An 18970-nucleotide genomic window follows, 5' to 3' on the forward strand; every position below is an offset into this window, starting at 1 on the left:
CGCGGGGACGCGTCCGTTGCACCAGGATGACCGGATGAGTCCGATCGAGGAGCCGCTGCCCGGCAACGTCACCACCGGCGTGGTGCGGGTCGGTGACACCGTCCGCCGTCCGGTCGGCCCGTGGACCGACGCCGTCGACGCCCTGCTGACCCACCTGCACGCCGTCGGCTTCGACGGTGCGCCCCGGCCGCTGGGCCGCGACGGGCAGGGCCGGCAGGTGCTGGAGTACGTGCCGGGGGAACTGGGCCACCCCTCGGGCCTGTACCCGACCGCGGAGCTTGCCTCGATCGGCCGGCTGCTGGCCGACCTGCACCGCGCCACCGCGGACTTCGTGCCACCCGAGGCGGCCCACTGGCAGGTGCCGATCCGCCCCGACGGCACGGACCTGCTCTGCCACCACGACGCGGCGCCGTGGAACCTGGTCCGCTCCCCGCGCGGCTGGGTGCTGATCGACTGGGACGGCGCGGGCCCCGGCACCCGCCGCTGGGAGCTGGCGTACGCCGCGCAGGCCATGGCCGGGATGCGCCCCGACCGGCCGGTGCCCGACTCGGCCCGCCGGCTGCGTGCCCTGGTCGACGGGTACGACCTGCCGGCGGCACACCGTCCCGCGCTCGCCGCGACCCTCGGCCCCCGGGCGCGGGCGATGTACGACCTGCTGCGCGACGGCGCCCGGCGCGGCATCCAGCCCTGGGCCCGGATCCACGCCGAGGACGGCCCCTACTGGCGGGCCGTCGCCGAGCACCTGTCGGCCCACGTCGACGACTGGACCCGGGCGCTGGCGTGACCCCGCGAACGGCGTGTGCCCGGCCGGCGGGTGTCGGACGGCCCTCCCGGGGTACCCGTCGGTCATGCCCGCACACCGGTTCGCGTTCCGGTTCGACCCGGCCTTCCGGGTGCCGTTGGCGCTGCTCGGCATCCGACCGCAGACCTGCGCCGTGCTGCTCGACGACGCGGAACTGGTGATCCGGTTCGGCCGGTGGCGGCTGCGGACCGGCCGGGCGAACGTGGTCGACGCCCAGCGCGGCGGCCCGTACCGCTGGTGGCGGGCCGTCGGGCCGCACCTGTCCCTGGCCGACCGGGGGGTCACCTTCGGCACCGGCACCACGGCCGGGGTGTGCCTGCGGTTCGGTACGCCGGTGCCGGGGCTGGCCCCCGGCCGGTGGCTGCGCCACCCGGCGGCCACCGTGACGGTGACCGACCCGGACGCCCTGCTGGCGGCCCTGCACCGCACCCCGGCCGACCAGCACCGTTCCGGCTGACGCCCGGCCTGCGCTGACGCCCGGCTTCCCCTGTTCCGGCCGGCCGGACCGCCTCCAGCGCCTACCGTCGGGGACAGGGGACACGAGGGCGGTCGGCGGATGGCGGACGGGCGGGACGGGACCCGGGGACGGCGGACCCGGGAACGACGGGGGAGCGCGCCGCCACCGGGGCACGGGCGGGCGTTGCGTGAGGCCCGGGACGCCGGCCAGGGTGAGCGCACCCGCCCCGGGCCGGTGGGCCTGCCGGAGTGCGTGAACAGCCACGCCCGTCCGGCCCGGCCCGGTGGCGCGCTGCGCCGGTGGCTGTTCGCGTACCGGGTGCAGCCGGTCGGCCCGGAGAGCGAGGAGGGCAGCCAGCGCCGGCACCCCTGGTGGCAGGTGATGTGCCTGACCGGGGTCGACTACTTCTCGACCCTGTCCTACCTGCCGGGCATCGCGGCGCTGGCCGCCGGGGCGCTCTCCCCGCTGGCCACCCTGCTGATCGTGGCGCTGACCCTGCTCGGGATGCTGCCGATGTACCGGCGGGTCGCCCGGGAGAGCCCGCACGGGCAGGGCTCGGTGGCGATGCTGGAGCGGCTGCTGCCGTTCTGGCGGGGCAAGATCTTCGTCCTGGTGCTGCTCGGTTTCGTCGCCACCTCGTGGATCATCACGATCACCCTGTCCGCCGCCGACGCCACGGTGCACCTGCTGGAGAACCCGTACCTGCCGTCGTCGGCGCCGCACGGCGACGGGCTGGCGGTGCTGGTGACGGTGGCGCTGCTGCTCGTCCTCGGCGGGGTGTTCCTGCTCGGGTTCAGCGAGGCGGTGCTGGTGGCCGTACCCCTGGTGGTGGTCTTCCTCGGCCTCAACGCGGTGATCGTGGCCGACGGCCTGGCCGGGATCGCCGCCGACCCGGGCGTCGTGCGGAACTGGACGGCGGCCCTGACCGCCGGGGGGGCCGGGGTGGGCGACCTGCTCGGCCCGGCGGTGCTGGCCTTCCCGCTGCTGGTCCTGGGCCTGTCCGGCTTCGAGACCGGGGTGAGCATGATGCCCCTGGTACGCGGGGCGGGCGAGGACCGCGCGCAGCGGCTGGCCGCGCGGATCCGCAACACCCGCCGGCTGCTCACCGCCGCCGCGCTGATCATGTCGGTGTACCTGCTGACCACCACGTTCGTCACCACCGTGCTGATCCCGCCCCGGGAGTTCCAGCCGGGCGGGGCGGCGAACGGCCGGGCGTTGGCCTGGCTGGCCCACGCCCGGCTGGGGGAGGGGTTCGGCACGCTCTACGACATCAGCAGCGTGCTGATCCTCTGGTTCGCCGGGGCGTCGGCGATGGCTGGTCTGATCAACATCGTGCCGCGCTACCTGCCGTCGTACGGGATGGCGCCGGAGTGGGGCCGGGCGGTCCGGCCGGTGGTGCTGGTCTACACCCTGATCAGCATCGTCATCACCGTCGCCTTCCGGGCCGACGTCAACGCCCAGGCCGGCGCGTACGCCACCGGCATCCTGGCGATGATGGTCTCCGGCGCGGTGGCGGTGACCATCGCGACCGTCCGGGCCCGGCACCGGTTCGCCGCGTCCGGCTTCGCGGTGCTCACCGCCGTGCTGCTGTACGCGCTCGTCGAGAACGTCATCGAGAAGCCCGACGGGCTCGCCATCTCCGGCATGTTCATCGCCGGCATCGTGGCGGTGTCGCTGGTCTCCCGGATCACCCGGACCACCGAGCTGCGCACCGAACGGATCGAGTTCGACGAGCCGGCCCGACGGTTCGTCACCGAGTCGCTGGCCCACGACGGCCGGCTGCACCTGATCGCCAACAAGCGCGACACCGGCGCGCTCAAGGAGTACCGGGTCAAGGAACGGGCGCAGCGGAGCATGAACCCGGTGCCGGGCGCGTCCGACGTGCTCTTCCTGGAGATCGACGTGGTGGACCCGTCGGAGTTCAGCCAGGTGCTGTGGGTGCACGGGGTCGAGGTGGGCGGCTTCCGGGTGCTGCGGGCCAGCAGCCCGGCGGTGCCGAACGCGATCGCCGCCATCCTGTTGGCGCTGCGCGACGGCACGGGGGTCCGCCCGCACGCCCACTTCGAGTGGTCCGAGGGCAACCCCATCGCCCACCTGCTGCGCTACCTGATCCTCGGCCGGGGCGACACCCCACCGGTGGTCCGCGAGATCATCCGCAAGAGCGAACCCGACCCCTCCCGCCGCCCCGGCATCCACGTAGGCGCCTAACCCACCCCCACCCCCGCCCTCCCGCCTCGCCCCCCACCCGCCCTCCCGCGTGATCAAGAGGTTTGCGTCATCGGAGCGCGCATTTCTGACCACAACTTCTTGATCACCGCACGACGACCGTCGATGGGTGGGCGGGGAGGGCTGCGGGGTGGGTTCCTAGGATGGTTGGCGGGTGTGGGGTGGTGGTCGCGTCGCGGAACGAGGCAGGTGATCTGGAGCGGACATGACGCGGCCCGCGCCCCGAGGGGTGGGCGCGAGCCGGGGAGGTGCGGCTTACTTGGACGGCTCGGGGAGCTTGCAGTCGATCTTCGGGTTGGCACCGATGTAGTTGAGCGGCCCGGCCACGATGGTCACCAGGATGGTGCCGGCCTCGGCACAGTTGGTGTCGTCATTCCCGTAGTAGCCGCGCTGACCAGCGGCGATGGCGCCGATGACCAGCCAGATGACGACGATGACTCCGAGGATCGACGAACCGCGCATGGGGGTGCCTCCCGGCTTGTGTGATGTTCGAGGTGACGCCCATGTACCCAACGGCCGGGACCGGGTAAACGGTATTCCGGAACGGTCAGCGCGATGATGGCCAATTCACCGACGGCGGGCCGCCGCGTACCCCGGACGACAGGGGCCGGCAGCCACGCCTCGCACGTGTCCACCGGCCCCGTCGGTTCTGCGGGTCAGTCCTGGCTGTCGCCGCCGGTCGGCGTCGGCAGCACCCGCTCGGCCTCGGCGCCCGCACCGGCCAGCACCTGCGCCTGCTGCGGCCAGGTGGCCAGGCTCGCGGTGGCACGCAGCCCGGCGGCACGGATCGTCTCCCGCAGGCTCGCCTCGTCCAGGGCGGCGAGCTGCCGGTAGCTGCGGATGCCGGCGGCCTGGAGCGCGGCGGCCATCTTCGGGCCGACCCCCTGGATACGCCGGAAATCGTCCGCCGGCTCGTCCTGCGCCGCCGCGACCTCCGTGCCCGGGGCACCCGCCGAACCCGGAGCACCATCCGCGACCGGAGCACTGTCCACGACCGGGGCACCGTCCACGGCCGGAGCACCGGCCGAAACCGGGGTGCTGTCCGCGATCGCGGGGCTGTCGGCCTCGGGGGTGCGCTGTGCCGGGATCACCGGCCCGGCGGCGACCGGGGCGTCGTCCACGTCGGCCGTACGCGGGGCGGTGTCCTCGGGCGTGCCGGCCGGCTCCGGGTCCGTCGGGGTCGGTTCCGGCAGGTCGGCCGCCGCGCTGTCCGGGGTGTCCTCGGCGGTGGCCCGGGGCGCGGGGACCGGCGCGGCGGTCTCGTCGGTGACGCTGTTCGCGGGCGCGTCGTCCGAGGCGGTACGGCCGGCCAGGTCGACGGTGGTGGGCTCGTCCGCGAGGTCCGGCAGCGGGACGGTCCGGTCGGCGGCGACCGTGCTGGAGGTGCCGTTGACGGCGACCTCCTCGACGGCGGAAGCGCCGGACCCGGAGGCGACCGAGGACTCGGAGAGGGCGGGGGACTCGGCGGAGGATTCGACCGAGCCGGCAGGGGCGGCCGAGCCGGTGGTGGCCGGGGTGAGGTGGTCGGGGTCCGGCGCGACGTGCGGGGCGGGTTCGTCGACGACGGCGGCGGGTGCCGGGGAGTCGTCGACCGTGGCGGCCGGACGCGGGGCGTCGATCGTGGCGGCGGCCTTCTCCTCGGGGGTGAGCCCGACGACCGGGTCACCCTCCACGATGGGCGCGGCGGCGGTCGGCTTCTGCCGTCCCCACAGCGCCCAGCCTCCGGCCAGGCCCACCAGCAGGGCCAGGATCACGACGAGCCACTGCCCGACAGTCGACGGCACGGCTACCTCCCTATTGCGTATGTCGTTGAAGTCGCGAGGAAAACGCGAAAACCCGCCGCAGCTTTGCACACGCGAATGTCGGACGACAGGGAGGACCACACCTCGTTGCGCAGGTGGAATGCCCGGTGTCGGGCGGTATCGACGTCACGACAGGGTGTCGTCGTCGGACGTCGGTGACGGTCCGCGCCGCAGCGGCGGTTCAGCGCAGCGGCTCCGGGCTGGGTGCGTCGGAGACGTCCCAGCTGTAGAAACAGCCGGCAGGCGCGTCCCGGGGCGACCGCCAGGTGGGCAGGTACGCCGACGTGTGGGCCGACAACCGTTCGTTGGTCCGCTGGTACAGCGGGTGCTGGCGGGCGGTGACCAGGGTGTCGACGTCCACCTCGGTGGTCTCCATCAGGTGTACGCACAGGTCGTGCAGGCGGTACAGGGAGCGGTGGCGCAGCCCGGTGAGTCCGGGTAGTTCGGTCGCGTCGGATTCGGCGAAGATCTGGGCGACCCGCCCCTCCGCGCCGGGAATGATCCTGCTGACGATCACCAGACGGCTCATCGGACCCCTCTCGCCGGTGGCGCGCCCCGATCGGTCCAGGGCTCACGGTGGGTTAACCCTGGCGGTGGGGATGTCACCTCGTCGTCACGCCGTCCGGCCGGCTCGTGACGGCGGGCGGCGGGGGTGCGGCGGGTGGCCCGCCGGATCGGGGCGAGGGTCTCGTCGACCAGGGCGCACATCGCGGGGGAGGGTTCCAGGCGCAGTTCCCGCATGAGCAGGTCCCGGTAGACGTAGAAGGCGTGCACCGCCTCGAACGCGTTGCCCTCGGCGAGGTGGATGCGTACCACCAGGCGGTGCGGGGTCTCCCGCAGCGGTTCGGCGGCCATCGCCTCCAGGGCGGCCTGCAACGCCTCGCCGTGCCGGCCGGCGTCGAGGTGGTCGACAGCGAGTTGTTCGAGCATGTGCAGCCGGAGTTGGCGCAGCCGTTCCCGGTCCAGCAGCACCCAGTCGTCGTACCAGCCGGGGAGCAGGTCGCGGCTGCCGGCGGCGAGCGCGTCGGCGGCGGCGCGCGGGTCGCCCCCGTCGCGGACCCGGGCGGCGGTGGCGACCAGGTCGTCCACGTCGAGCCGGACGGCCGGGTCGAGGCGGACGGTGTCCCCGCTGACCAGCAGCGGGCAGCAGGGGTCCTGGCGCAGCCGCCACAGGGCGGTCCGCAGGGACGACAACGCCCGTTCCTCGGGCACCTCGGGCCAGAGCAGGCCGGCGAGGTTGCTGCGGGTGGCGCCGGGGCGCAGTCCGATGAGGCCGATGACCCGTTGCAGCCCCCGGGGGACCACCACGGGGGTGTCGCCGTGCAGCAGCCGGAAGCCGCCGAGCAGGTGCAGGCGTACCGGCGGGTCGGCCGGGACGTCGCTGGTCGGCGTGCTGGCATGACCGGTCACGGGCGCACCCCCCTGCACGGAAACCTGGGTCCAGATCGTCCGGTGTCCCGACGCGGTCCCCCGCGACGCCGTGGCCGGTTCACTGTGCGGCCGAGCCCGGCCGGCCGGCACGAACACTACCAATATGATTACTCTCGGTCAACGAAAGTGTAGTCATGGTGACCGGGGTCGAATCGCCTCTGATCTGCGAACCTCCATCATGATGGACAGCTCGCGCATAGCCGGTACACAGTCTGCGTCAACGCAACGTCACCACGAAGCGGGGGCGTTGCGGGCTGCGGTGTGACGCCCGGGTGACGGGTCCGGCGGAGGGTGGCGGCTACCGGGGTGAGTCGCCCGGTGGAGGAGGACCCGAGATGACCGTCACCCACGGCCGACCGCTGACCAGCGAGATCACCGAGATCCTGGTGACCCGCTGCGGTCTCGACGCCGACGCCGCTGCCCGCGCGCCCGCCGCCAGCCTGGAGGAGCTGGGCATGGACTCGCTGGCGCTGCTGGAACTGTCCGCCGTGGTCGCCGACCGCTGGCGGGTACGCATCCCCGAACAGGCCGGGCAGCTCAGCATCGCCGGCGTCGCCGACCTGGTGGCCGACGCCGGCCCGGCCGGGCACACCGAGAACAGCATCCTCATCGCCGCCCCGCTGGCGCTGGTGTGGAAGATCACCAACGACGTGGCGCGCTGGACGGACCTGTTCACCGAGTACGCGGTGGTGGAGATCCTGCACCGGGAGGGGGACACGGTGCGGTTCCGGCTCACCATGCACCCCGACGAGAACGGCGTCTCCTGGAGCTGGGTCAGCGAACGTACCGCCGACCCGGCGACCTGGCAGGTGCGGGCCCGGCGGGTGGAGACCGGCCCGTTCGAGTACATGCGCATCCACTGGTACTACGACACCGAACCGGAGGGCACCCGGATGACCTGGGTGCAGGACTTCGCGATGAAGCCGACCGCCCCGGTGGACGACGTGGCGATGACCGAGCGGATCAACACCAACAGCCGGGTGCAACTGGCCGTGATCAAGGAGCGGATCGAGCGGGCGTACGCGGGAGGCGGCGATGAGTGAGGTCACCACCGGTCTGGTCGCCGCCCGGGACGTCCCGGCCGACCGACGGCGCGGCGGGGAGCTGCGGGTGCTGCTCGGCCCACGTACCGTCGGCAGCACCTCGGGGTTCATGGGGGTGGTGACGGTGGCCCCCGGTGACCGGGTGGCCGAGCACTACCACCCGTACAGTGAGGAGTTCCTCTATCTCGTGCGCGGCGCGATCACCGTCGACCTGGACGACGAGCCGGTGCCGCTGGCCGCCGGGGAGGCGCTGTTCGTGCCGCGCAACGTGCGGCACCGGCTGCGCAACACCGGCGACGTCGCCGCCGAGGTGGTCTTCCACCTCGGCCCGCTCGCCCCCCGCCCGGAACTCGGCCACGTGGACACCGAGCTGGTCGAGCAGCGGGGCCCGTCGTGACCGGCCGGCGGGTGGTGGTGACCGGTGTCGGGGTGGTCGCCCCGGGCGGGGTCACCCGGGACCGGTTCTGGAAGACCCTCACCGAGGGGCGGACGGCCACCCGGCGGATCAGCTTCTTCGACCCGTCGCCGTACCGGTCGCAGATCGCCGCCGAGTGCGACTTCGACCCGGACGCCGCCGGGCTCACCCCGGCACAGCGGCAACGCTCCGACCGGTACGTGCAGTTCGCGTTGGCCTGCGCGGCGGAGGCGCTGGCCGACAGCGGCCTGGAGCTGACCGACGCCGAGCGGGACGTCGCCGGGGTGGTGCTGGGCACCGCCGTCGGCGGCACGACCGCGCTGGAGCAGGAGTACGTCCGGGTCAGCGACTCCGGCCGGCACTGGCTGGTCGACCACGCCCTCGGTGGGCCGTACCTCTACCAGGCGCTGGTGCCGAGCAGTCTGGCCGCCGACGTGGCCTGCCGGCACGGGTTGCGCGGCCCGGCGCAGGTGGTCTCCACCGGCTGCACCTCCGGCATCGACGCCATCGGCTACGCCCACCAGCTCGTCGTCGACGGGGAGGCGGACGTCGTGCTGGCGGGCGCGGCCGACTCGCCGATCTCCCCGGTGACCGTGGCCTCGTTCGACGCGATCCGGGCGACCAGCCCGGACAACGACGACCCGGGGCACGCCAGCCGCCCGTTCGACGCGCACCGGCAGGGTTTCGTGCTCGCCGAGGGGGCGGCGGTACTGGTGCTGGAGGAGTGGGAGCACGCCCGGCGGCGCGGCGCGCACGTCTACTGCGAGGTCGCCGGCTACGCCGGCCGCAGCAACGGCTTCCACATGACCGGGCTGCGGCCCGACGGGGTGGAGATGGGCCTGGCCATCGCGGCGGCGCTGCGGCAGGCCCGGCTGGACCCGTCGGCGGTCTCCTACGTCAGCGCGCACGGCTCGGGCACCCGGCAGAACGACAGGCACGAGACGGCGGCGTTCAAGCGGTCGCTGGGCCCCACGGCGTACCGGGTGCCGGTGAGTTCGATCAAGTCGATGGTCGGGCACTCGTTGGGCGCGATCGGCGCCATCGAGATGGCCGCCTGCGCCCTGGCCATCGAGTACGGCGTGGTGCCGCCGACGGCCAACTGGACCACCCGGGACCCGGAGTGCGACCTGGACTACGTGCCGAACGTGGCCCGGGAGACCCCGGTGGACGTGGCGTTGTCGGTGGGCAGCGGGTTCGGCGGCTTCCAGTCCGCGATGCTGTTCCGCCGGCTGGCGGTGACGCGGTGACGCTCCCCGCCCCCGCCGTCACCGCCGCCCCCGCCGTCATCCCCGCCCCGGACGAGCGGGCGCGGGCGGTGGTGACCGGGATCGGGGTGGTCGCGCCCAGCGGCATCGGCGTCGACGCGCACTGGCGGACGGTGAGTGGGGGCATCCGGCGGACCGGGCCGATCACCCTGTTCGACCCGACCGGCTATCCCACCCGGGTCGGTGGCGAGGTTCCCGGCTTCCACCCGGCGGCCTACGTGGACACCCGGCAGCTCGTGCAGACCGACCGCTGGACCCAGCTCGGCTTCGCCGCGACCGCGTTGGCGCTCGCCGACGCCGGCCTGCCCGCCCGCGCCCCCGACCCGTACGCCTGGGCGGTCACCCTGGCCAGTTCGTCGGGGGGGAACCTGTTCGGGCAGCGGGAGCTGCAACGGCTCTGGGGTGGGCCGAGCCGCACCGTCGGGGCGTACCAGTCGATCGCCTGGTTCTACGCGGCGAGCGTCGGGCAGTTGTCCATCCACCACCAGTTCAAGGGGCCGTCGGGGGTGCTGGTCGCCGAGGCCGCCGGTGGGCTGGACAGCCTGGCGCACGCGGTGCGGACCATCCGGCGGGGCACGTCGGTGGTGATCGCCGGGGCGACCGAGTGCCCGCTGAGCCCGTACGCGCTGGCCTGTCAGCTCCGTTCCGGGCTGCTCAGCGCCGTCGACGAGCCGGCGGCGGCGTACCGGCCGTTCGACCGGGCGGCCGGCGGGTACGTGCCCGCCGAGGGTGGTGCGGTCTTCGTGGTGGAGGAACGGGAGCACGCAGTGGCCCGGGGTGCCCGGATCTACGGGGAGGTGACCGGTTGGGCGGCCACCCACGACGCGGTGCACACCGGCCCGGACACGGCCGGCGACCCGGCGACGTACGCGCGGGCGATGCGGCTGGCGTTGGCCCGCTCCGGCAGCACGCCCGACGAGGTGGACCTGGTCGTGCCCGACGCGCTCGGGGTGCCGCGGTACGACCGCAGCGAGGCGACGGCGCTGCGGACGGTCTTCGGTGACCGGCCGCCGCCGGTGAGCACCCACAAGTCGTTGACCGGCCGGGCCCACCAGGGTGGGTCGGCCCTGGACGTGGCGACCGCGCTGCTCGCCTTCCACCACGACACGCTGCCCGCCTCGGCCGGCCCGGTCGAGCCGGCCCCCGGCTGCGAGTTGGGTTTCCTGCGTGCCCCGCGCCGGCCCGAGCACCGGGTGGCGTTGGTCTGCGCGCGTGGCTTCGACGGCTTCAACAGTGCCCTGGTGCTCCGGGGTGCCGCCCCGACACCGAGGAACGCCACCGACTGATCACTGTGCGTAACGCCCGCGTGGTGTGCCCGGCCGGCAGGGAGCTGCCCGCCGGGCACACCCCTGTCCGTGTCCGGCGGGTCGTGACGACAGGCCGTCGACCGTCCACCATGACCGGTGCCGACCTGGGCGGAGGGCCCGCCGGGTCGCCCGCGTCCCCAGTGGAACGGCGGGCACGGCGAAGCCGCCGGTGGTGTCGCGGGCCGGCGTACGCGCCCGATCCTGCCCGGCCGATCGAGCGGCGGCAATCCGGCCGGCCGCCTTTTATGATCTAGCCATTCGCATCTAGTAATGGTCTTCCGGGCTGTCGTAGGGTGCCGTGAGCACGCCAAGAGACATCATTTATGGGCGCATTCGCCCGATTCTATGCTGGACGGTGGCCGGCGGTGACCATGTATCGCCCGACGGAAGATCCTGCGGCGCAAGACCCCGGTTGGGTGGACGACGTGTTGTTCGCCGGCCCTCCGACCGACGTTTGTCTCCGGCTGCCCGAGCCGGTGGACCGGGGCACCCTGCATCGCCTGGTCGTCGCGGCACAGGACCGGCTGCGCGAGGCGGGACTGCGTCCCGGCGGGGCCGTCGCGCTGCGCCTGCCGCCCTCGGTGTCCTATGTGGTCAACCTGCTGGCGACCTGGCGCAGCGGCGCTCAGGCGGTGCTGCTCGACCACCGGCTCACCGACCACGAGGTCGACCGGGCGCTGCGCCGGCTCACCCCGCAGGTGGTCGTCGCCCCGGCCCGTACCGGTGGTGGCGCGCTGAAGGTCTTCCTCGACGTCACCGAGAGCGTCACCGCGTACGCCGACCGGCCGGCGGTCAGCGGGCATGCCGTGATCCAGCTCAGCTCCGGCTCCACCGGACCGTCCAAGGTGATCGGACGCACCGCCGCCGACCTGGTCGCCGAGGTGCACCGCTACACCCGCATCGACGGGGTGGCGCTGCCCGGCGAGCGGATCATCCTGCTGCCGTCCATGGTGCACGTGCTCGGCCTCGTCGGTGGACTGCTCTACGGCCTGCACGCCCACGTCGAGCTGGTCCCGCCGGAGCGGCTCGGCGGCGACGCCGTGCTGGCCGCGATCGCCGCCCAGGACACCCCGGCCACCGTGCTCGGCGTCCCGTTCCACATCGGCCTGCTCGCCTTCACCCGCCCCGACCGGCCGCTGCCCCAGTTCAAGCGGATGACCACCGGCGGGGAACTGGTCCCGCCGGCCGTCGTGCAGGCGTTCACCGACCGGCACGGCGTGCCCCTGGGCAACATGTACGGGATGACCGAGGTCGGCGTCATCGGCACCGACCTGTACGGGCGGCACCGGCCCGCCATCACCCCCGCCCCCGGCATCGAGGTCCGCGAGTCCGACGGTGAGCTGCTGATCAGCTGCCCCGCCTCGCCGTACGTCGGGCTCAGCGACCCCACCCGCTGGGCCGACGGCTGGCTGCGCACCCGCGACGCCGGCACCGTCGACCCGGACACCGGCCTGGTCACCGTCCGGGGCCGGCTCGACTCGCAGGTCTCCGTGGGGGGCCTCAAGGTCGACCTCACCGAGGTCGAGGCCACCCTCACCGGCCTGCCCGGGGTGGCCGCCGCCGTGGTCGCCTACGACGACGGGATCACCGCCTACGTGCAGCCCGACGGCCCGCTGTCCGAGGAGGAACTGGACAAGCTCCTCGCGGAGCGGCTGGCCGGCTACAAGCGGCCCCGCACCCTGCACCTGGTGGCGCAGCTGCCGCGTACCACCACCGGCAAACTGGTCCGCTCGCTGGACGTGCTGCGGGCGGCGGTGCCATGACCGGTCCGCTCCACCCCGCCCCCCGGCCGGTCCCCGTCGACCGCCGCCGGGACGCCACCACCGCGTCACCACCGGCCGACCGTCGGCGGTACGCCCGAACCACTTCCGCACGGTGCCCCGACCGGGCACCGGCGGCCCGCCCATCGAGAGAGGTAACCGTCATGCGAGACGAGGTCCGCACCTTCGTCATCGACCAGCTCCAGGACATGAACTACGACGTCGACGGGATCGACGACGAGACCACCCTCGGCCCGTCCGGGGTGGACCTGGAGTCGCTCGCCCTGTCCGACCTGTCCGTCCGGGTGGAAGACCGCTACGGGCTGCGGTTCGCCGACGACGAGTCGGAGAAGCTGGCCCTGATGACGGTGGGGGAGTTCACCACCATGGTCGCCGACCGGGTCGCCGGGGCGACCACCGACAACCGCTGATGTCCGGTCAGCCCGACCTGGGGCGAGCTGACCTGGTGAGCATGCTCGCCGAACTGACCGGCAAACCCGTCGAGCAGGTCCCACACCGGGTCGGCTCGATGGAACTGGCCTGGCTGGTGCACCTCGTCGAACAGCGCTACGACACCCGGATGGACCTCACCGACGACCAGCTCGCCGGCATCCGCACCCTCGACGACGCCCTGGCCGTGTTCCACACCTGCCTCACCGCCTCCGCTGATGGTTGAGCGGAGCACCGTCACGATCTCCGGCACCTACGCCCTCAGCGCCTTCGGCAGGGGCGTGGACGCCCTGCTGGCCGGGGTCCTGTCCGGGGTGCCGGCGTTCCGACCGGTCCACCGGTTCGACACCACCGGCCGCCGGGTGACCGTCGCGGCCACCCGCCCCGACGTGGCGACCCTGCCGCAGGAGCTGGCCGACGCCGTCGACGCCGCCTGCCGGGCGGCCGGGCTGGACCCGGCGCAGCGCCGGGCGGCGGCACTGCTCCTGGCCACCCACGGCGGGCCGGCCACCCTGCCCGGCCCGTACACCGACGACCGCCCGACCGCCGACACCGCCGACCCGTGGTGGGCCGGTGGCGAACGGGACGACGCCGGCCCGGCCTGGCCGGAGCTGCCCGCCCTGGCCGACCGGCTGGCCCGGCGGTGCGGGCTCGGCGGACCGACCCGGGTCTACACCACCGCGTGCGTCTCGGCCAGCAACGCGGTCGCCGACGCCGCCGCCATGATCCGCCGGGGGGACACCGACCGGGTCGTCGTGGCCGCCGGCTACCTGGTGGAACCGGACCAGTACGCGCTCTTCGACGCCGGCCGGGCACTCGCCGCCGACGGGGCGGTCCGCCCGTTCAGCGCCGGACGGCAGGGCCTGCTGCTCGGCGACGGGGTGGCCGCGGTGGTGCTGGAGTCCGCCGCCGCGCTGCGCGGCCGCGGTGGTGAGCCGGTGGCGACGCTGGCCGGCTGGGGCCGGGCCGGCGACGCCCACCACCCGTGCCAACCCGATCCGCAGGGGGGCGGGCTGGCCCGCGCGATCGGCGCGGCGCTGGGCCGCGCCGGCCTGCCCGCCGGGGCGGTCGGCTACGTCAACGCCAACGCCACCGGCACCGGGTTCAGCGACGCCTCCGAGGCGGCGGCGCTGCGGGTGGCCCTGGGCGAGTGGGCCGGGCAGGTGCCGGTCAGCTCCACCAAGGCGCTGCACGGGCACGCGTTGGAGGCGTCCGGCCTGCTCGAACTGGTGGTCACCGTGGCGGCCCTGGGGCACGGCAAGCTGCCGGTCAACGCCGGCTGGCTCGGCCCCGACCCGGCCTGCCCGCTGGACGTGGTCACCGCCGCGCCCCGCCCGGTGACCAGCCGGTACGCCCTCAGCCTCAACGCCGCCTTCGGCGGCGCGAACACCGCCCTGCTGGTGGGTGCGCCGTGACCGGCACGCGCGGCCCGGGACCCGGGATCGTCCCGGGCCGTCCGGCCGGTCACGGCGCACCCCGGGTGCTGGCGCAGGCGCGCTGGCCGGAACCGGGCGACGGGCCACCACCGCCGCTGCCCGGGTTCCTGCACTCGCCGTTCGCGCCGCTGGTCGCGGCGGTGGCCGGGCGTTGCCTGGACCGCCGGCCCGGTGGCCCGCCGGCGGCCGGCAGCCGGTGTGCGGTGGTGCTGGTCAGCGCCGCCGGTGACCGGCCCAGCGCCACGCACGTCCGGTCGACCGTCGCCGCCGGGGGGCGGGTCGGTCCACTGTTCTTCTTCCAGTCGGTGCCCAACAGCGTCGCCGGGCAGGTCGCCGCCCGGTGGGGGCTGACCGGGCCGGTGGTGTGCCTGAGCCCGACGGGTGACCCCCGGGCCGACGCCATCGCCGAAGGGGAACTGCTGCTGTACGACGGCGACACCGACGAGGCGTTGCTGGTCATGATCGACGAGGCACCCGACGCGACGCCCACCGGTGCGGTCGCGGTGCTGCTGGGGGGAGGAGACAGTCAATGAGGACGAAGGGACTGCGGGGGGTGCTCGCCGCCGATCCGCAACTCGGCGCGGGAAACGTGCTGGCCCGGGTGCTGGCCCACGGCGCTGACCCACAGGGGCCGGGGCTGACCTTCGACACCCCGGTCGACGGGCACCCCGCCGGGCAGCCGCTCACCCTGGGGCAGCTCGACGAACGGGTCGCCGCACGGGCGGCCTGGCTGCACGCCCGGGGGGTGCAGCCCCGCGACCCGGTCGCCGTCTGGGCCACCGCCGCCGCCGACATGGTGCTGAGCTTCCTGGCGCTGACCCGACTCGGCGCGATCCCCGCGCTGATGAACGGCAAGCTGCGCCCCGAGATCGCCGCCGAGTACATCCGCCGGCTGCGGGGCGTCGGGGTGCTCGCCGACGCCGCGCACACCGAGCTGCTGGCCGGGCACGACCTGGGCGTACCCCTGCTCGGCACCCCGGCGGAGGCCGGCGCCGGCGACCCGGCCCGGTCGCCCGCCCACTACCGGCACCACCCCGACGACCCGATCGTCATCACCCACACCTCCGGCACCACCGGGGTGCCCAAGGCGGTGCTGCACTCGCACGCCAGCCTCTTCGCCGCCACCCGGCACCTGCTGTCCATGCCGCAGGCGCAGGGCACCCGCCGCATCCTCAACGCGCTGCCCGCCCCGCACACCGCGACGGTGCTGATGGTCAACCAGGCGCTGGGCAACCGGGCGGAGATGTTCCTGCTCTCCGAGCAGGGCGGCGAACGGGTCCTCGACGCCATCCAGCAGTGGCGGCCCGACGGGGTCTTCGGCTTCTCGATGACCTGGGCCGAGCTGGCCCGCTTCGACCTGAGCGGGTACGACCTGGACTCGGTGCGGTTGTGGTTCAACACCGGCGACTGCTCGCACGAGCCGCACGTCCGCCGGCTCGTCGCGGTCGGCTCACGGGACGTGGTCACCCGGCAGGGCGTCACCCGGGTCCCCGGGTCCGTCTTCATCGACGGCCTCGGCTCCAGCGAGATGGGGCACTCGATGTTCCACATCACGCACACCGCCGACACCGACCGGTACGGCCGCTGCGTGGGCCGGCCCTACCGGTTCGCCAGGGTGGCCGTCCTCGACGCCGAGGGCAACGAGCTGCCCCCCGGCCAGGTGGGCTTCCTCGGCATCGACTCGCCGTCGCTGTTCCGGGGCTACTGGAACGACTCGGTCACCAGCTACCGGTTCCGGCTGCGCGGCTGGTACCTCACCGGCGACCTGGTCCACGCCGACGCCGACGGCCGCTACTACCACCTGGACCGGGCCGTCGACTCGGTGACGCTGCCCGACGGGCGGCGCTACTTCACCGCGTTGTCCGAGGAACGCGTCCTCGCCGCCTGCCCCGACGTCACCGACTGCACCGTGCTGATCGTCGCCGACGGCGACACGGTCACCACCGACGTGCTGCTGGAACTGGCCGCCGGGGCCGATCCAGGCGTCGACCGGACCGCCACGATCCGGGCCGCGCTCGGCGCGGACGTGGGGGCGACCCTGCGCCGGGTGGTGCCGGTGAGCGCCGACGACATCCCGGTCACCGTCACCGGCAAGGTCCGCAAGGTGGCGCTGCGGGAACGCTACCTCGCCGAGTCGTCGTCATGACCGTCGTCATCACCGGCATGGGCCTGTTCAGCCCCGTCGGGCGAGGGGTGGCCGACACCTTCACCGCGTTGACCATCGGCCGGTCCGGGCTGAGTCGACCGCCCGAGGGGCACCCGGCCCGGGAGTCGCTGGAGGTCGCCGGGGTGCTCCCGCCGATCGACCCGCGGACGGTCGCCACCGGCCCGGAGACCAAGGTGCTCGACCGGGTCGTGCTGTTCGCCCTGCTCACCGCCGCCGACGCGCTCGCCGACGCCGGTATCACGGTGGGGCGGGACGTCGACCCGGCGCGGATCGGCGTCGTCGTCGGCGGGGTCGGTGGCATGTCCACCCTGGAGCAGCAGGTGATCGCCCGCACCGAGCGGGGCCGGGCCGCCGTCAGCCCGTACCTGCTGACCGGCATCCTGCCGAACATGGCCTCGGCGCGGATCGCCATCGCCCACGGCATCCGCGGCTACAGCTCCTCGGTCGGCACGGCCTGCGCCTCCGGGGCCCAGGCGGTCGCCGACGCGGCCCGGCTGATCCGGGCCGGCGAGGCCGACGTGGTGCTCTGCGGGGCCAGCGAGGCGCCGCTCTTCCCGACCTTCGCCGACACCTTCGGCAACGCCCGCGCGCTGGCCCGGGGCTGGGCGGACCCGACCGAGGCGAGCCGCCCCTTCGACCGGCGACGCAACGGGTTCGTGCTCGCCGAGGGGGCCGCCCTGCTGGTGCTGGAACGGGCGGAACACGCCGCCGCCCGGGGCGCCCGCACGTACGCGGAGGTGGCCGGCTACGGCAGCACCACCGACGCGCACCACCCGACGATGCCCCGGCCCGACGGGGAGGGGGCGGCCGACTGCATGCGCGCCGCCCTGGCCCGCGCCGACGTCCCGCCGGCCGAGGTCGGCTACGTCAACGCCCACGGCACCGGCACCAAACTCGGTGACATCGCCGAGAGCACCGCGCTGGGCAAGGTCTTCGGTGTCGGCGGGGTGCCGGTCAGCTCCACCAAGGCGCTCACCGGGCACCTGCTCGGCGCGTCCGGGGTGGTGGAGGCGGCGGCCTGCGCGCTGGCACTGAGTGCCGGCCTGCTGCCGCCGACGTACCACCTGGACGACCCCGACCCGGACTGCCCGGCGGACCACGTCCGCGACGTGCCCCGGGCGAGCCGGGCCGAATTCGCGCTCACCAACTCCTTCGGATTCGGCGGGCAGAACGTGAGCCTGCTGCTGCGGCGCACCACCGGGGCTGGCGCCCGGCCCGCCGAGCCGGGGAGGTGATCGACGCTGCGACCCGGGCCGCACGCGCCCGGACGGCAGTCACGGGGGGACATGGGGAAGGGCTGGAGAGATGGATATTCGTGGAATAGACCACATTGAACTGTACGTGGGGGACGCCCGGCAGGCGGCCTTCTATTTCGGTACCGCCGTCGGTTTCACCCTGCTCGGGCAGGGTGGGCCGGAGACCGGGCTGGTCGGGCAGCGTTCCCTGCTGCTGGGGCAGGCCGACATCCGGATGGTGCTGACCACCGGCCTCACCGCCGAGCACCCGGCCTCGGGGTACGTGGCCCGGCACGGTGACGGGATCGCGGTCGTGGCGGTGGAGGTCGGCGACGCCGCCGGGGCGTACGCGGAGCTGGTGGCCCGGGGTGCGACGCCGGTGACCCCGCCGCGTACCTGGACCGGCGCGGACGCCGAGGTGGTGACCGCCGAGGTGGGCGGCTTCGGTGACGTGCTGCACCGGCTGGTGGAACGCCGGGGCGACCGGGCCGACTTCCTGCCCGGTGCGATCGAGGCGACCCCGGCCGGCGGGACCGACGACCGGCTGCTCGCCGAGATCGACCACCTGGCGGTCTGCGTGCCGCCCGGCCAGCTCGACGACACCGTGACGCTCTACGAGCGGGTCTTCGGCTTCGCGCAGATCTTCGAGGAGCACATCGAGGTCGCCGGTCAGGCGATGAACTCCAAGGTGGTGCAGGACGCCTCCGGGCGGGTCACCCTGGTGCTGCTGGAACCGGACGCCGGGCGGCGTCCCGGCCAGATCGACAAGTTCCTCAGTGAGCACCACGGTGCCGGGGTGCAGCACCTGGGGCTGCGCACCGACGACATCGTCGGCGCGGTCGGCGCGCTCGGCGCCCGCGGGGTGCGCTTCGCCGGCACCCCGGCTGCCTACTACGACGACCTGGAGCAGCGGGTCGGCAAGATCGACGCGCCGTTGGAGCGGCTGCGGGACCTCAGCATCCTGGTCGACGCCGACCACGGCGGGCAGCTGTTGCAGATCTTCACCGAGTCGATGCACGTGCGGCGCACCCTCTTCCTCGAACTCATCGAGCGGCGCGGGGCACGCACCTTCGGCAGCGGCAACATCCGGGCCCTCTACGAGGCCAAGGAACGGGAGTTGGCCGTGGCGGGGGCGACCCCCGCCGTCGCGGCCGGCACGGCATGAGGAGCAGGT

The 18970-nt window shown here is 74.3% G+C and carries 19 protein-coding genes; 15 read left to right on the forward strand and 4 right to left on the reverse strand.

Annotated features, from left to right (window positions below):
* Positions 1-34 precede the first annotated feature (34 nt).
* From ACN265_RS12515 to ACN265_RS12525, 3 genes are all read left to right on the forward strand, one after another.
* Positions 35-784 (forward strand): phosphotransferase, encoded by a 750-nt coding sequence (locus ACN265_RS12515; protein ID WP_421407588.1) that lies wholly within the window; start codon positions 35-37, stop codon positions 782-784.
* 64 nt (positions 785-848) lie between these two features.
* Positions 849-1259, forward strand: coding sequence for a hypothetical protein (locus tag ACN265_RS12520; RefSeq protein ID WP_421407590.1), 411 nt, complete (start codon positions 849-851; stop codon positions 1257-1259).
* Between the two features lie 99 nt (positions 1260-1358).
* Positions 1359-3467 carry an amino acid transporter gene (locus ACN265_RS12525; protein WP_421407593.1) on the forward strand — a complete coding sequence of 703 codons (2109 nt, stop codon included), beginning with the start codon at positions 1359-1361 and terminating at the stop codon, positions 3465-3467.
* A gap of 273 nt (positions 3468-3740) precedes the next feature.
* Here the strand turns inward: ACN265_RS12525 and ACN265_RS12530 are convergent, their stop codons facing one another.
* The 4 genes from ACN265_RS12530 to ACN265_RS12545 form a co-directional block, all read right to left on the reverse strand.
* Complete coding sequence (locus ACN265_RS12530) at positions 3741-3947, reverse strand: hypothetical protein (RefSeq protein WP_145919792.1); 207 nt, start codon at positions 3945-3947, stop codon at positions 3741-3743.
* Between the two features lie 194 nt (positions 3948-4141).
* Entirely contained in the window at positions 4142-5269 is a 1128-nt protein-coding gene (locus tag ACN265_RS12535) for a hypothetical protein (protein ID WP_421407595.1), read from the reverse strand.
* Positions 5270-5468: 199 nt separating this feature from the next.
* Entirely contained in the window at positions 5469-5816 is a 348-nt protein-coding gene (locus ACN265_RS12540; protein WP_357930162.1) for a TcmI family type II polyketide cyclase, read from the reverse strand.
* Positions 5813-6697, reverse strand: coding sequence for an AfsR/SARP family transcriptional regulator (locus tag ACN265_RS12545; protein ID WP_420115906.1), 885 nt, complete (start codon positions 6695-6697; stop codon positions 5813-5815). The genes ACN265_RS12540 and ACN265_RS12545 overlap by 4 nt, the downstream gene beginning before the upstream one ends.
* Positions 6698-7053: 356 nt before the next feature.
* Between ACN265_RS12545 and ACN265_RS12550 the strand changes: the two genes are divergently transcribed.
* The 12 genes from ACN265_RS12550 to hppD all read left to right on the forward strand — a co-directional run bounded on the left by ACN265_RS12550 (position 7054) and on the right by hppD (position 18961).
* A complete protein-coding gene (locus ACN265_RS12550; RefSeq protein WP_420115905.1) occupies positions 7054-7761 on the forward strand; it encodes an SRPBCC family protein in 708 nt (235 codons plus the stop codon).
* Complete coding sequence (locus ACN265_RS12555; RefSeq protein WP_204922925.1) at positions 7754-8158, forward strand: cupin domain-containing protein; 405 nt, start codon at positions 7754-7756, stop codon at positions 8156-8158. The genes ACN265_RS12550 and ACN265_RS12555 overlap by 8 nt, the downstream gene beginning before the upstream one ends.
* Complete coding sequence (locus ACN265_RS12560) at positions 8155-9423, forward strand: beta-ketoacyl-[acyl-carrier-protein] synthase family protein (protein ID WP_420115904.1); 1269 nt, start codon at positions 8155-8157, stop codon at positions 9421-9423. The genes ACN265_RS12555 and ACN265_RS12560 overlap by 4 nt, the downstream gene beginning before the upstream one ends.
* Before the next feature lie 38 nt (positions 9424-9461).
* On the forward strand, positions 9462-10727 hold the full coding sequence (locus tag ACN265_RS12565) for a beta-ketoacyl synthase N-terminal-like domain-containing protein (RefSeq protein WP_421411465.1): 1266 nt from the start codon (positions 9462-9464) through the stop codon (positions 10725-10727).
* Positions 10728-11119: 392 nt separating this feature from the next.
* On the forward strand, positions 11120-12511 hold the full coding sequence (locus ACN265_RS12570; protein WP_421411467.1) for a class I adenylate-forming enzyme family protein: 1392 nt from the start codon (positions 11120-11122) through the stop codon (positions 12509-12511).
* A 161-nt stretch (positions 12512-12672) separates the two neighbouring features.
* On the forward strand, positions 12673-12939 hold the full coding sequence (locus ACN265_RS12575) for an acyl carrier protein (protein ID WP_204922922.1): 267 nt from the start codon (positions 12673-12675) through the stop codon (positions 12937-12939).
* The gene (locus ACN265_RS12580; protein WP_421407599.1) at positions 12939-13184 is read left to right on the forward strand and encodes an acyl carrier protein; all 246 of its coding nucleotides are present in this window, start codon (positions 12939-12941) and stop codon (positions 13182-13184) included. Before ACN265_RS12575 ends, ACN265_RS12580 begins: the two co-directional genes overlap by 1 nt.
* Entirely contained in the window at positions 13177-14373 is a 1197-nt protein-coding gene (locus ACN265_RS12585; RefSeq protein WP_421407602.1) for a beta-ketoacyl-[acyl-carrier-protein] synthase family protein, read from the forward strand. Before ACN265_RS12580 ends, ACN265_RS12585 begins: the two co-directional genes overlap by 8 nt.
* Before the next feature lie 26 nt (positions 14374-14399).
* Entirely contained in the window at positions 14400-14927 is a 528-nt protein-coding gene (locus tag ACN265_RS12590; protein ID WP_420119212.1) for a beta-ketoacyl synthase chain length factor, read from the forward strand.
* Positions 14924-16540, forward strand: coding sequence for a class I adenylate-forming enzyme family protein (locus ACN265_RS12595; protein ID WP_421407605.1), 1617 nt, complete (start codon positions 14924-14926; stop codon positions 16538-16540). Before ACN265_RS12590 ends, ACN265_RS12595 begins: the two co-directional genes overlap by 4 nt.
* Entirely contained in the window at positions 16537-17796 is a 1260-nt protein-coding gene (locus ACN265_RS12600; RefSeq protein WP_421407607.1) for a beta-ketoacyl-[acyl-carrier-protein] synthase family protein, read from the forward strand. Before ACN265_RS12595 ends, ACN265_RS12600 begins: the two co-directional genes overlap by 4 nt.
* 70 nt (positions 17797-17866) lie before the next feature.
* Positions 17867-18961: a 4-hydroxyphenylpyruvate dioxygenase gene (gene hppD, locus ACN265_RS12605; RefSeq protein WP_421407609.1), complete on the forward strand. Its 1095-nt coding sequence runs from the start codon at positions 17867-17869 to the stop codon at positions 18959-18961.
* The last annotated feature ends 9 nt before the right edge of the window (positions 18962-18970 follow it).

Source organism: Micromonospora sp. WMMD730, assembly GCF_049178955.1.
GTDB classification, from domain to species: domain Bacteria; phylum Actinomycetota; class Actinomycetes; order Mycobacteriales; family Micromonosporaceae; genus Micromonospora; species Micromonospora wenchangensis.